The following is a 13,803-nucleotide window of genomic DNA, read 5'->3' on the forward strand; positions in this document are numbered from 1 at the left end:
GGTTGCAGTCTGTTACATGCCTGCAATGTATTCGTCAAGATTTATGTCGGAGCTGAGTTGAAGGCGCTGACGCAACCGTTGTCTTGTTTTGTGTACACTATCAACCGAAATACCCAGCATGGCCGCCATCTGTTTGCTGGTTAGTTGCAGGCGGGTAAGGGCAGCCATCCGTTTTTCGGCCACCGTTATATCGGCTGAATTTTCTTTGAGTTGCTGAAAGAAGGTTGGATAAATTTTTTCGAACAATGATTTGAACTTTAGCCAATCCTCTTCGGTTAATATTGTTTGCTGACTGAGTTCGGACATGAGGATTTGGTGTTCCGATGAATCCCCTTTGTTTTTTGCCTGTTCTTCCAGTTTTTCAATGAGGCTGGTTTTTTCCACAATGTTTTCGGTAAACATTTTAAGTTGCTCACGTGCCGATGCAATTTCCTGTTGCATGCGTTGCTTATCCTGTTGCATCCGCTCCACCTGCAACTTTGCTTTCAGTCGCTGTCTAGTAATGACCAGGAAAGCCACAAATCCCAACAGTAGAATTGCCGCAATTAATATGTTACGATGAAATACCTGTTTCTCTTTCTCCTTTTGCAGTGATTGGATATGGTACCTGCTTTTTTCATCGTTGGCTCTTGCTTTGGAAACAGCAAGACCGCTTAAGGCAATCACACGTTCCAATGAATCATTTAACGCACTGTATTTTGTGTTGTAATAAAAAGCACTATCGTAATTGCCCATTGCTTTGAAAACATCTACCGCCGCCTGATATGTGTTGCGTAAGTAAAACATTTCAGGGGTTTGCCTTAACAGGCCAAACGCTTCCCGCAGGTACTGCATGGCAGCCGATTTATTTCCCAGGCGAACCTGAGTGCGTGCAGCCCATTGCAGGGAATTGGCTGCGTTGTCGTAGAGCTTTCCCTCGGTACTGAATTTATGATCTGCCAGAAATAAAACAAGTGCCGTGTCGTATTGTCTTTGCTCGTAATAAATCTGCCCCATGTTACCTCCGATGATGCCTTTCCATATATCGAGCTTTAATGCAGTTGCCATTTTGAGCGATGTCTGGTACCAGAAAAAAGCTGAATCGTATTGCTGCTGCCGATGGTAACCGAGAGCAGCCGTGTTACTTGAGAACATCATCAATACAGTGTCACCAGGTCGTTTATGTGCTTCAAACAACTTAAAAGCTTTGATACTGTTTCTTACACATTCACCATACTCCCTTATTTTATAAAAGATTTCGCCCACTACCATGTAATTGTCCGGGCTGTTTTCGATGCCGAGCTTCTCATTCAGCTCCAGCCCGTTCACGGTGTAGGTTACGGCCAACTCCAGTTCTTTCATTATGGAGCAGGAACTTCCGTAAAAAATACTTGCCACCGCAATCAAACGATCATCGCCTGAGAGGTACGCTTCGTTCATTACTTTTTTCCATAATTCAAGAATGGCCGATTTTGTTGCAGCACTCACCCGGTCTTCTTCGCCTAGTTTATTATTGGTTGGATCTACATCTTGATGATAAAGGACGGCGGCTTTCAGTCCATAGACCCGTGCACGCAACTCATGGTTATCCGCTTTTGCTTCCAGCTCACGAAAAATCGTTTCCGACTGTTTGCTTTTTGCAATCGGCTCTACCAGTGCATAGTCATACAAAATGGCTTTATTGGGATGTTCTGTTAATGATTTGATTATTTCATTTACAGCGGGAACCGGCGTTTGCGCCTCAACCCGGCAGTTGAAAAAAGTAAACAGAAGCAATGCAATGCAGATAGCGTGTAGTCTGGTTTTGGGATGATTCATAAGCGGTGCCAATATAGAAAAATAATGCTAACGCTGTATGATATGTGTAAGCTGTCAGTAGGCCAAGGCGAAATTCCTGAATCAGATACCACGACAGCACAAACTGCTTTGTACCTTTAAACAAAAAACTATGTTACTCACAACAACACCCACGATCGAAGGCAAACCGATTCAGCAATACATTGGTATTGTTACAGCCGAAGCAATTATTGGTGCTAATATTTTTAAAGATCTCTTTGCGGGCATCCGTGATATTGTGGGTGGGCGAAGTGGTACGTATGAACGTGTAATTGAAGAGGCACGACAAAATGCATTGGTTGAACTGCAGCAAAAAGCACAGCAGTTAGGTGCTGATGCAGTAGTGGGCATTGATCTTGACTTTGAAACCGTAGGCAGTGGCGGCAGTATGCTGATGGTTGTAGCAACAGGCACTGCAGTAAAGCTCTAAACCTGTTTCATGAAAAATAAAGAGCCGCTCAGTCAGAGCGGCTCTTTTGTATTAATGTCTTTCGGGTGCCAGCACTTCATTGGGTGAGCGCCATAATGCACTCAACAATAACTGACGCATGAATAAAAATTCTTTCGGAAGACGATCATATAATTTTTCGAACAACTCTTCATGGCCTAATAATTCCTGCTTCCATAATTCAGCGTCGATGTGTTGTAATTCATGGAACTGTTCACGTGCAAATTTATCAGTGCCCAGCCCATCCCATGTAAGATCACGGTAACGTGGCCTCCATCCTATCGGGCATTCAACTGCACTTGCTCCGCCTTTACAACGTTCAACGATCCATTTCAGCACACGCATATTTTCACCAAAACCCGGCCACATAAATTCGCCTTTATCATTTTTGCGGAACCAGTTCACACCAAAAATGCGTGGTGCATTTGGTAAGTCACGGCCAAACTGTAACCAATGGTTAAAGTAATCGCCCATGTGATAACCAAGGAAGGGCAACATCGCAAACGGATCTCTTCTTACTTTGCCCAATTCGCCAAATGCAGCAGCAGTCATTTCACTACCCATGGTTGCAGCGAGATAAACACCAAAGTTCCAGTTGAATGATTGATAAACTAATGGCACAGCTGTAGTTCTTCTTCCACCAAATACAAATGCTGATACATGAACACCATTTGGATTGTTCCACTCAGGATCAATGGCAGGATTTTGAAAAGCCGGAGCTGTGAATCTTGCATTAGGATGCGCAGCAGGTTTCCCGCTGTTTTTATCATAAGGGTTTCCGTGCCAGTCAATCATTCCATCAGGTACTTCTTTTGTCATTCCTTCCCACCATATATCAGCATCGGGTGTAACTGCTACGTTGGTGAAGATTGTGTTGGCCCTGATACTGGCCATGGCATTGGGATTTGTTTTTTCGTTGGTACCGGGTGCTACGCCAAAATAACCTGCTTCGGGGTTGATGGCATATAATTTTCCATCATACCCTTTATGAATCCACGCAATATCATCGCCCACTGTTGTAATCTTCCAGCCGTCCATTTCTTTTGGCGGAATCATCATGGCAAAATTTGTTTTACCACATGCACTTGGGAAAGCAGCAGCCACATATGTTTTTTCTTTCTGTGGATTTTCTACGCCCAACAGTAACATATGTTCGGCCAGCCATCCCTGGTCACGGCCAAGCACAGACGCAATACGTAACGCAAAACATTTTTTGCCCAATAACGCATTACCTCCATAACCACTACCGTAGGAAATCACCAAACGTTCTTCAGGAAAATGAGAAATATATTTTACTGTTGGGTTGCAGGGCCATTTCACATCGGTCTGTCCTTCCTGTAACGGAGCACCCAATGTGTGTAAACATTTTACCCATTCGCCGTTAATGTGTTTTAATACATCATCGCCCATACGTGTCATGATACGCATGTTTACAACAACATATTCACTATCGGTGATCTGCACACCGTAACGGGAGAACTTAGAACCAACAGGTCCCATGCAGAATGGAATAACATACATGGTGCGGCCATGCATACTTCCTTTTGTAAGGTCTTCAAGGATATGTTTCATTTCTGAAGGTTCCATCCAGTTGTTGGTTGGACCGGCGTCCTGTTTACGTGTACTGCAGATGAATGTTCGGTCTTCTACACGTGCTACATCACTTGGATCACTGAAACATGCAAAGCTGCCAGGACGTTTTTCGGGATTCAGGCGGATGAAGGTTCCTTTATCAACCAGCTGCTGACAAAGCTGATCATATTCTTCCTGCGATCCGTTGCACCACAGTACTTCGGCCGGTTCAAAATGCTCTTGCATTTTTTTTACCCATTCTTTTAATTCTGTTTTGTTAGGAGCAATCATTTTTTTGCGGGGTTTTGATGCGACAAACATAATATTCGATTTAGATACCGCAAGTAAAAAATATTAAGGTTGAGAAAATATGACTGATGTAAGTGTGCTGTCCAATCTGTATCATTCAGCAGGAAATACCCATAAGAGCTAACCTGCACTAAACAGGTGCTTTTTTAGACGAATCAACCATACAAGCCGCCAACTGCTTTTGTCGATCGAATAATGAAGTCTGAAACCAAATCATTACTGCTTGTCTATTTCAGGTTTTTTTGCCTTTGTACAGATATAATTTTACTGTATCATCTTTTTAATCATTAAACCATATTAATATGCCTAACAATTTAAAAAATTACATTCCTGCTGTCTTGTTTATTTGTGTAAGTACTGCAACTTCAGCTCAGGAAGTAACCGTTAGCAGCCGTACACCCCGTTTTGTATCAGAAAAGGGATACTGGGTGATCAGGAGTAATGTAAAACAACCCAAAGAAGCGGTTGTATATTTTTACAACCTGCAGCATGAATTAGTGTATGAAGAAGAAGTGAAAAATGCAAGACTCAACATCAATCGCATAAAGGTAAAAATGCGTTTGAAAAAAGCACTTGAGCAAGCTATCGCAGTACACGAGCGAGAGGGAACTACTTCAAAAGATGACAAAATCTTAGCGTCTGTTTTCAGGAAAAAATAACCAGTCAGGTAAAGGCGTCTTCACGGCGCCCTTTTTCATCAACATTGAAAACCGTTTGTCGACGAAAAAACATTGTTTGTCGATGAGTGCACATAATGCTTCGGATTGACTGCCGAGCTGTGTAACTTTAAGTATGATGATTGAAAAATATCCCTTCATTTTTTCTGACGAACGTCGCTACCGGCTTTCAAGACACATCAGCTTCTGGGCATTCTGGTGGATATTCCAGGGATTTCTCTACTCATTTGTTGCCGTGCGCAGCGGCTATTCTTACCAGTTACGTTTACTCTCATCAACAGTTGAATCGCTTATCTATTTGGTGCCGCATATTTTCCTGTCGTATTCTCTCGTATATTTTGTCATCCCGAAGTATTTACTCAAACAAAAATATCTTGCTACTGTTGCGTGGGTCGTGGTGCTTTTTCTTGTTACGTCGGCAATGGCCGCTTTCCTTTCACTGACGATTATTGAATGGGTGCGTGAACAAATTATGGGGTCTGATTATATCAGTAATATCAGAAGAAGTGGTATTGGTCTTTCGATCTATTTAGGATTATTAGCCGGTTTACGTGGAGGTATTACCATCGGCGGTATTGCAGCTGCCATTAAGCTCATGAAACACTGGTATGTAAAAGAACAACGCAACCTGATTCTGCAAAAAGAAAATATGGAAGCACAGTTAGAGGTTTTGAAGGCACAGATACATCCACATTTTTTATTCAATACACTCAATAATATTTATTCGCATACCCGCAACAGTTCGCCTGTTGCTTCCAAAATGCTGATGGAACTATCGGATATGCTACGTTACATTTTATATGAAGGCAACCGTAGGCAGGTAGCATTAAGTAAAGAACTGAAAATGATTACCGATTATATCGAGCTCGAAAAACTCCGCTATGGTAATAAACTCGAAGTAACGATTGATCTGCCAACGAATTCCAACAGGTATTCTATTGCACCACTATTATTATTACCATTTGTAGAAAACTGTTTTAAACATGGCGCAAGTCATATGCTTGAACATCCATGGGTAAGTTTACACATCAGCATCAACGATCATATTCTTCATATGAAGCTGTTGAATGGAAAAATGCAAACTGATAAAACGCATTCAACGGGTATTGGTTTGAAAAATGTGCAGGAACGACTTCGGTTACTCTACCCCGGTAAACACGAATTACAGATCATGAATGAACCGGATGTATTTATTATTAACCTTAAAGCAGAACTACAGGTGTTATCTCCTGCAACTGTAGCTGTTTTACCGGAAGAAAGCACTGTTTTACATGCATGAACAAGCGACCATACGATGCCTTGTTGTTGATGATGAACCGCCTGCACGGGAAATCATCAAACAATATATTACCGATACACCTATGCTGCAATTATGTGGTGAATGTGGCAATGCTATCCAGGCCATCGGTTTTTTACAACAACATGAAATTGATCTTATTTTTCTTGACATACGGATGCCTCAATTATCAGGCACCGACTTTTTAAAAACTTTATCACATCCTCCAAAAGTAATTTTCACTACTGCTCATCCGGAATATGCGTTAGAAGGTTATGAGTTAGATGCGATGGATTACTTATTAAAACCCATTCGCTTTGACCGGTTTTTGAAAGCAGTAAACAAAGCCTATCAACAGACTGCCCTTCGTAACTCACAGGAACGGCCAACAGTTGAACCGGAAAAGAAAGATGCATTTGTATATTTCCGTGCAGACAGAAAAATGATGAAAGTAATGCTCTCCGATATTCTTTACATAGAAAGTATGAAAGATTATGTGAAAGTGGTAACAGGTAACGAAACCATCATCACCAAACAATCCATCAGTTCAGTGGAAGCGATGTTACCTGAGCAAAAGTTTATACGTACACATCGTTCGTTTATTGTATCGGCAGCCGCCATTCACTCGTTTACCAGCGAACTCATCAATGTTGGCAAAACAGAAATCCCCATTGGCAAACTATATCGTCAGCAGGTACTCAAAACATTGGCCTGATGTTTTACGAAGTTTTTGTCACTTCCAATTTTCAGCCTACCTTTTATCACTAAATCGCATTGTATGGTTGGATGGATCACTTCGCTTTGGTGGAAACTCAATGGCTGGAAAATAAACGGAACATTTCCAGATCATATACCTAAGATGGTCATAGCAGTTGGTCCCCATACCAGTGCATGGGATGTTGTAGTTGGCTTGGCGGCACGGTATGTTACACCTATTCACAAAGCCTACTTTCTTGGTAAGAAAGAATTATTTGATGGTGCATTCGGCTGGTTTTTTCGTGCACTAGGCGGTACACCGGTTGATCGTTCTTCATCTAAAGGAATGGTATCGCAGGTGGCTGATAAATTTAAACAGTATGATATGTTCAGGATTGCAATGAGTCCGGAGGGAACAAGAAAGAAAGTTGAAAAACTGCGTACGGGATTTTATTATATTGCTAAAGAAGCAAATGTTCCCATTCTTTTAGTGGGGTTTGATTTTAAAAATAAGCAAGTGATTTATGGTCCGATCGTTCATCCTTCAAACGATGAAGCGCTAGACTTTAAACAGATCACCGCTTTCTTTGCGCCAATAGAGGGAAAACATAAAGATGCAGGCATGGCACATCTTGGATAGCATTCATTAATATACTTCATCATACCAAAACCAATCAGCATGAGAACAATATTTGCCGGCTTTCTATCGCTTTTATTTACTTCAACATTAACAGCGCAAACCAAACCTGTTCCTTCATCCAAAACAGAAGCATGGAAAAAAGAAGTGATCGCATCTGTTGACAGTAAAGCAAAAGATGCACAGGTTATGGTGGATATGGTATTCAGCTTTGCTGAGCTTGGATTTCATGAAACAGAAACAAGTGCTTATCTCACAAAAATTTTAGAGCAGAATGGTTTTACCATTGAACGTGGCGTTTCAGGCATGCCCACTGCATGGATCGCAAAATGGGGAAACGGCAAACCGTTTATTGCATTAGGTAGTGATGTTGACTGTATTCCCAAAGCTTCGCAAAAACCGGGTGTGGCATATAAAAGTCCGATTGTGGAAGATGCACCGGGACATGGCGAAGGACATAACTCAGGTTTACCATTGGTGATTCTTTCAGCTATTGAAGTAAAGAAAATTATGGAGCGTGAAAAATTACCGGGCACATTAATGATTTGGCCCGGCATTGCGGAAGAATTGGTTGGAAGCAAAGCCTGGTATATCCGTGATGGATTATTTAAAAATGTGGACGCCTGCATCTTTACACATGTAGGAAATAATTTAGGAGTGAGTTGGGGCGATGCAGGTAATAACGGTTTAGTATCAGTTGAGTTTTTGTTTGAAGGAAGCTCTGCACATTCTGCCGGTGCGCCATGGCGTGGTAAGAGTGCATTGGATGCTGTGGAGTTGATGAATATTGGCTGGAACTACAAGCGTGAGCATTTGAAACCAACGCAACGTTCGCACTATGTAGTTACTGACGGTGGCGATCAGCCGAATGTTGTTCCATCAAAAGCAGCAGTATGGTATTACTTCCGTGAACGAACTTATGAAGATATTAAAGCCATGTATGATGATGGCATCCGCATTGCAAATGGTGCGGCCATGATGACGAATACAACTGTTAAGCATCGTTTACTCGGCACCGCATGGCCCGGTCATTTCAACAAATCAATTGCTGAAGCGATGTATAAAAATATTAAAACAGTCGGGTTGCCTGTATGGAGTAATGATGATCAGGCATTGGCAAGAGCTGTACAAAAATTAGTGAATGCACCAAAGAAAGATCAACGTGGAAACACAATTGACGGACTGGCTACAAAACTTGATACATTAAACGGTCCTGTACAATTCTCATGGGGAGCAGGCAGCGATGATATTGCTGATATTGCATGGAATGTGCCTACTGTTGTATTACGTTATCCTTCTAACATTCCCGGCACACCTGGCCATAACTGGGCCGATGGTATTGCTATGGCAACTCCTATTGCACACAAAGGTGTAGTGAGTGGAAGTAAAGTACTTGCATCAACCTTAATTGATATGCTCACCAATCCAAAGATCATTGCTGATGCATGGGATTATCACAACAATGTGCAAACGAAGGATGTGAAGTATATTCCGTTTGTTGAGAAAAATACCCCTCCTGCAACTTTTCTCAATACAAAGATCATGGAACAATTCAGACCTCAGTTGAAGAAATATTATTATGATCCTTCCAAATACAATACCTATTTAGAACAATTGGGTATCACTTATCCTACATTGGAGAAAAAAGAGTAAACGGAGTTTAGCTAAATTTGTGTTGGTGAAAAGTTATTTCACTTCTTCAAACATTCCTGTTTGCTTGTTCTTGCGTACATTATCCGAATGAAAGTAACGGCCGTTCATAGCAACATAAACGCCGTGTGGTAATGTTTGTGCAAAAGCCAATGCACTGCCAAGGTTAAAGAGGCCGTCGCTACTACCAAACTTAATGGGAATCATGGCACCCGTAAGTACGATCGTTTTATCGGTAATTTTTTGTGCAAGAATTTTTGCTGTATCGCTCATGGTATCGGTACCGTGTGTGATCACTATTTTGTCTTCATCGCATTGAATACATTGATGAACGATAAGTTCACGGTCCTCGGCAGTCATTTCAAGACTATCGATCATCATGAGTGTTCGTATCTCAACAGGCACATGCGAACGGCCCATCTCCAACAGATCATGCATATGTGTGTCTTTGAAATAAAGCTGACCGGTAATTTCATTGTATTCTTTGTCGAATGTACCTCCGGTAATAAAAATGCGAACTGCCATGACAAGTTGTTTAATGGTGGGAATATCTGCAAAGAAAAAGAAACTATGCTTGCATTGCAATAAAAAAAGGGGCGCCTATAGCGCCCCAGAGTCATAATCAGTAGCAATCATCAGATTACTAAACCTGAAGAGTTAATATAGTTCACCAACGCTGCACTGTTTTTCAAGTTTAATTTCTTAAGGATATTGTGGCGGTGTACTTCCACTGTTTTGAGTGAAATGTTCAACTCACCTGAAATCTCTTTTGAAGACATACCCTGTTTGATGTATTTAATTACATCCAGTTCACGGGTTGAAAGCGTGTTTGCACCTGTGCTTTCTTCTTCAAAGATTTGCTCACTTAAAATTGTTTTTACTTCGGCGCAGATATAACGCTTGCCTTCATGCACGGCTGCAATAGCATCAAACATTTCCTGCTGCGGAGAGTTTTTAGTTACATAACCCATTGCACCAAGCTTCAACAATTTTTTTACGTAAGCGGGTTGAGAGTGCATGGATACACCAATAATTTTTGTTGAAGGTGAGAACTTACGGATCTGTTCCGTTGCTTCAATACCATTCATGGGCGCCATGTTAATATCTAACAAAGCAATTTTCGGACGTAATTTCTGAGCCATTTCAATAGCTTCCTCACCATTACTGCACTGTGCAATTACAGTAAAGCGTGGATCACTATTCAAAATAAAACTCCAGGTTTCACGGATCAACTTGTGATCGTCGGCAATTAAAACTGTAATCTTTTCCATTTCATGTAGTTTTTAAAATATTAATAGGAATTTGAATAACTAATTTGCAACCATGTCCGGGATTTGTAAGGATCTCCACTGATCCTTCCTGTAACTCAGCACGGCTTTTTATATTCATGAGGCCCTGGCCCCTTTTTACTGTTTGCAAGTCGAACCCACTACCATCATCCGCAATAAAGAGATAAACCTTGTTGTCTTCCTGGAACATTTCCACCATCACGTTCTTTGCTTCTGCATGACGAACAATGTTGTTCAGTTGCTCCTGTAAAATGCGGTAGATGGTTAGTTTGATTGTATTGTCGATCCGCTCTTCAATGGTATTGGTTGCAAAAAAACGAATGTCGAAACTGCCCAACGCACGGAAGCTTTCTATTAAATCGTTTACTGAAGCTATTAAACCAAGATCATTGATGCTTGAAGGAACCAATGAACGTGAAAGGTTTCTTACTTCGGTGATAATGGTATTGATATGCTTCGTTCCACGATCGATCAATTCAGTTGGATCGGCTTGTTTCAACTTCATCATCTCTAAATACAACTTTGTTGTAGTTAACAGCTGGCCAATATTATCATGCAACTCCTTGCCTATCTCTGCTCTTTCTTTTTCCTGAGCAAAAACTGCTGCCTGGGCTATCTGAAACTGACGGCTGCGTTCTTTCAGCATCAATTCTTTTTCGAGTTTTTTACGCTCTGTTATATCACGCATGGCACCAACAATACGCACCGGCTTCCCTTTGTTGTTAAAGATCATGTAACCTTTGTCGAGCACATTGGCATACGATCCATCTTTACGACGAAAACGATACTCGCATTCCCAATGCGGTGTTGTATGTTGTTGCAGAAACGAATTAAAACTATCGATCACCATTATCCGTTCATCATAATGAATATTGCTTTCCCAGAAATCCAATCCCTGATCGGCATCTTCAAAACCATGACCAAACAGTATGCGATAACCTTCACTCCAGGTCATATTATTTTGTTCAAGATCAAGATCCCAAATAGCTTCATTGGTTGCTTTTGTTACCAACTCATAGCGCTCATTACTGATCTTGAGTTTTTCTGCAAATTCTCTTTGCTCTGTAACGTCCTGCATGGTACCAACCAGCCTGATCGGCAGTTGGTCTTTGTCTGTGATCAGATAACCTTTGTCTGCTACAAATGCATAGGTACCATCACTTTTTTGAAAACGATATTCACAATGCCATAGGCGTGTGTATGTCTGGCTTAAGAATGCATGTAATTCACGCATCACACGTTCCTTATCTTCCGGATGCAGTTTCGATTCCCAGAAATGAAGGTTTGAATGTTCATTATCTGTATCGTAGCCAAACAACACTTTATAACTGTTACTGCGAATAATAGTTTTTGTAAGCAGATCATAATCCCAGATGGCTTCGTTTGCTGCGTTCTTGATAAACTCGTAACGTTCATTACTGATCTTAAGAGCTTCTGCTGCTTCCTTTTGTGCAGTAATGTCACGGTGCGATGCTATGATGATTCCTTCGCTCAACAATGGTGTGGCAGTCCATGCAATCCATTTTGTTTGGCCCGTTTTTGTAACAATTCGGTTTTCAAAATAAGGGATCACAACACCGCAGCTTAACTCATTTAATTTTTCAAGCACAGCCGGTTTATCATAATCATGCACATAGCTCAGTGGATGAATTTCAGTTGCTTCTTCTGCCGTGTAACCACTAAAGGCTTCAAAGGCAGGGTTTACACGTTTATATCGGCCATCAATACCCGCAATTGTAAGAATATCTCTGCTGATGAGAAAAAACTGATCAAGCATCAAATTGTTCTTACGCTTGGTTATTTCGGCACCAAACAATTTGCTTTGTATGCTGATGAGATTTATATCATTGCGGTTAATTTTCTTCTGCTGCCTGTTTAAGAAGAATAAACAACAAACAAGATTGCTTTCACTCATGACAGGCACTGCCAATGCTGATTGAAAACCAACCCTGATAGCAGCATCCTTCCGTTTAAATTCAAATTCACTTGCTGCAATGTCCTCGATCCAAAAAGGCTTCTTTGAAATGGTTATATCGTTTGAAGCATAATCACTCAACAGGTAAACATGGTCACCCGTTGTTTTAGAAAAAGCGACTAAGTCAGGATCTGTGGCGTCAAAATCAGACACCTGATTGTGCAGGTAAACAGCATCGAAGCCGGGTACCCATATTTCTGCAAGCTCCCAACCTGTAAACGACCTTAACTTATTTAAAGCAAGTTTCAGATTTTCATTTAATGGATTGGGTTGGATAAGGATCTCCGAAATATCAAAGCCCAATTCATTTTCACGGTTGGTGCGGTACGATTCTGTGATATCACTGATCTGTAACAGATACCCGTTCAAATTTGAATGAACGATCTCATGTCGGGCAATTGTTACCAGTAATATTTCTCCGCTTTTTGTGCGGTGTTCAACTGGTTGACCACTTTTATAAAGGTCATACAAATGCTCGCATTTAACCGGTTTATCAAAGATCTTACATAAGCTGATCGCCAAAAATTCCTCTTTTGTGTAACCATAACGCTCAACCGCAAATTGGTTTATATCAAGTATTGTTTTATGATCATTACTGATCACAAACAGAGGAAGGGGTAAATGATCAAAAAAAGATTTATACCTGTTCTCACTTTCCCTCAGCGTTTCTTCCCATTGTTTTCGCAATGAAATATCATTGAGGTTAATGAGCATGGCACCAATATGCGGATTATGAAAGAGGCTTTTCCCTTTTGCTTCTGTCCATAACCAACTGCCATCTTTTTTACGGAAACGAATGTCGACAGAACGGTTCTGATCAGGTTGTTCAAACTCCTGTTTAAATGTGTTTATGGCGAGTTCAAGATCATCCGGATGCACGTAAGAAAACCCATTCTCTCCAATCAGTTCGGCCGGCTCGTAACCCATTACTTTTGTTACGTTCGGTGAGCAATAAATTACATTATTCTGTTCGTCTGTAAGAAAAAACACATCAACACTGTTAGATAACAACTGCTCAAGCATTCTTTCTTTACTGGTTACTTCACTCGTAACAGAAACATGCTCATTACCATCAGCAACTTGTACCATATCAAGGCCAATACATTGTATATAATAATCTTCTGCATTATTGCCTTCAATGCAGGAAAGCTCCCATCTTGTTGAAATATAGCTGCCCTTTGATTCTGATTTTCGCAAATCAACAGGAACTATTTTTCCGGGTTCTTTCGAACAAGCCTTTATAGCTGCTGTATAAGCAACATGATCATCCGGATGAATAGTTTCATACGAATGAATGGTCGTAATTTTCTCTTCGTTCAATCCAAACCGGCTGAAAAAGTGAGGATTTCCTCCAGCATAATACCCATCAGGCTTCACCAGCACATAGTAAAGTTGCTGGCTAAGTTCGAAGGATTCGGGTATAAGGGCGATACTATTCATTAATATTGGATGCGTAACA

General features: G+C 41.0%; 11 protein-coding genes. 6 read left to right on the top strand and 5 right to left on the bottom strand.

Features of this window, described 5'->3' with window-relative positions; translation table 11 throughout:
• Positions 1-12: 12 nt before the first annotated feature.
• Entirely contained in the window at positions 13-1,797 is a 1,785-nt protein-coding gene (locus H4075_RS19170) for a hypothetical protein (protein ID WP_182802430.1), read from the bottom strand.
• Positions 1,798-1,927: 130 nt separating this feature from the next.
• On the opposite strand from H4075_RS19170, the gene H4075_RS19175 reads away from it, so the two are divergent.
• A complete protein-coding gene (locus H4075_RS19175; RefSeq protein WP_182802431.1) occupies positions 1,928-2,245 on the top strand; it encodes a heavy metal-binding domain-containing protein in 318 nt (105 codons plus the stop codon).
• A 51-nt stretch (positions 2,246-2,296) separates the two neighbouring features.
• Here the strand turns inward: H4075_RS19175 and H4075_RS19180 are convergent, their stop codons facing one another.
• Positions 2,297-4,156, bottom strand: coding sequence for a phosphoenolpyruvate carboxykinase (GTP) (locus tag H4075_RS19180; protein ID WP_182802432.1), 1,860 nt, complete (start codon positions 4,154-4,156; stop codon positions 2,297-2,299).
• 290 nt (positions 4,157-4,446) lie between these two features.
• Here H4075_RS19180 and H4075_RS19185 point away from each other — a divergent pair, with 290 nt between their 5' ends.
• From H4075_RS19185 to H4075_RS19205, 5 genes are all read left to right on the top strand, one after another.
• A complete protein-coding gene (locus tag H4075_RS19185) occupies positions 4,447-4,803 on the top strand; it encodes a hypothetical protein (protein WP_182802433.1) in 357 nt (118 codons plus the stop codon).
• A gap of 133 nt (positions 4,804-4,936) precedes the next feature.
• Positions 4,937-6,100, top strand: a complete 1,164-nt coding sequence (locus tag H4075_RS19190; RefSeq protein WP_220494791.1) for a sensor histidine kinase — start codon at positions 4,937-4,939, stop codon at positions 6,098-6,100.
• Complete coding sequence (locus H4075_RS19195) at positions 6,093-6,812, top strand: LytR/AlgR family response regulator transcription factor (RefSeq protein WP_182802434.1); 720 nt, start codon at positions 6,093-6,095, stop codon at positions 6,810-6,812. Before H4075_RS19190 ends, H4075_RS19195 begins: the two co-directional genes overlap by 8 nt.
• A gap of 63 nt (positions 6,813-6,875) precedes the next feature.
• Positions 6,876-7,433, top strand: coding sequence for a 1-acyl-sn-glycerol-3-phosphate acyltransferase (locus H4075_RS19200; RefSeq protein WP_182802435.1), 558 nt, complete (start codon positions 6,876-6,878; stop codon positions 7,431-7,433).
• 39 nt (positions 7,434-7,472) lie between these two features.
• Entirely contained in the window at positions 7,473-9,083 is a 1,611-nt protein-coding gene (locus H4075_RS19205) for an amidohydrolase (protein WP_182802436.1), read from the top strand.
• A 33-nt stretch (positions 9,084-9,116) separates the two neighbouring features.
• Here H4075_RS19205 and H4075_RS19210 read toward each other — a convergent pair whose 3' ends face one another.
• The 3 genes from H4075_RS19210 to H4075_RS19220 all read right to left on the bottom strand — a co-directional run bounded on the left by H4075_RS19210 (position 9,117) and on the right by H4075_RS19220 (position 13,784).
• Positions 9,117-9,605 carry an asparaginase domain-containing protein gene (locus H4075_RS19210; RefSeq protein ID WP_182802437.1) on the bottom strand — a complete coding sequence of 163 codons (489 nt, stop codon included), beginning with the start codon at positions 9,603-9,605 and terminating at the stop codon, positions 9,117-9,119.
• Between the two features lie 110 nt (positions 9,606-9,715).
• Positions 9,716-10,351, bottom strand: coding sequence for a response regulator transcription factor (locus H4075_RS19215; protein WP_182802438.1), 636 nt, complete (start codon positions 10,349-10,351; stop codon positions 9,716-9,718).
• A gap of 1 nt (position 10,352) precedes the next feature.
• On the bottom strand, positions 10,353-13,784 hold the full coding sequence (locus H4075_RS19220) for a PAS domain S-box protein (RefSeq protein WP_182802439.1): 3,432 nt from the start codon (positions 13,782-13,784) through the stop codon (positions 10,353-10,355).
• Between the last annotated feature and the right edge of the window lie 19 nt (positions 13,785-13,803).

Origin of the sequence: Lacibacter sediminis (assembly GCF_014168535.1) — a bacterium.
Taxonomy (GTDB): domain Bacteria; phylum Bacteroidota; class Bacteroidia; order Chitinophagales; family Chitinophagaceae; genus Lacibacter; species Lacibacter sediminis.

Excerpts from the sequence above, each read along its gene's own strand:
- H4075_RS19180 (WP_182802432.1), bottom strand. The coding sequence starts at position 4,156 with ATGTTTGTCGCATCAAAACCCCGCAAAAAAATGATTGCTCCTAACAAA.
- H4075_RS19205 (WP_182802436.1), top strand. The coding sequence starts at position 7,473 with ATGAGAACAATATTTGCCGGCTTTCTATCGCTTTTATTTACTTCAACA.
- H4075_RS19210 (WP_182802437.1), bottom strand. The coding sequence starts at position 9,605 with ATGGCAGTTCGCATTTTTATTACCGGAGGTACATTCGACAAAGAATAC.
- H4075_RS19200 (WP_182802435.1), top strand. The coding sequence starts at position 6,876 with ATGGTTGGATGGATCACTTCGCTTTGGTGGAAACTCAATGGCTGGAAA.
- H4075_RS19170 (WP_182802430.1), bottom strand. The coding sequence starts at position 1,797 with ATGAATCATCCCAAAACCAGACTACACGCTATCTGCATTGCATTGCTT.
- H4075_RS19195 (WP_182802434.1), top strand. The coding sequence starts at position 6,093 with ATGCATGAACAAGCGACCATACGATGCCTTGTTGTTGATGATGAACCG.
- H4075_RS19220 (WP_182802439.1), bottom strand. The coding sequence starts at position 13,784 with ATGAATAGTATCGCCCTTATACCCGAATCCTTCGAACTTAGCCAGCAA.
- H4075_RS19185 (WP_182802433.1), top strand. The coding sequence starts at position 4,447 with ATGCCTAACAATTTAAAAAATTACATTCCTGCTGTCTTGTTTATTTGT.
- H4075_RS19215 (WP_182802438.1), bottom strand. The coding sequence starts at position 10,351 with ATGGAAAAGATTACAGTTTTAATTGCCGACGATCACAAGTTGATCCGT.
- H4075_RS19175 (WP_182802431.1), top strand. The coding sequence starts at position 1,928 with ATGTTACTCACAACAACACCCACGATCGAAGGCAAACCGATTCAGCAA.
- H4075_RS19190 (WP_220494791.1), top strand. The coding sequence starts at position 4,937 with ATGATGATTGAAAAATATCCCTTCATTTTTTCTGACGAACGTCGCTAC.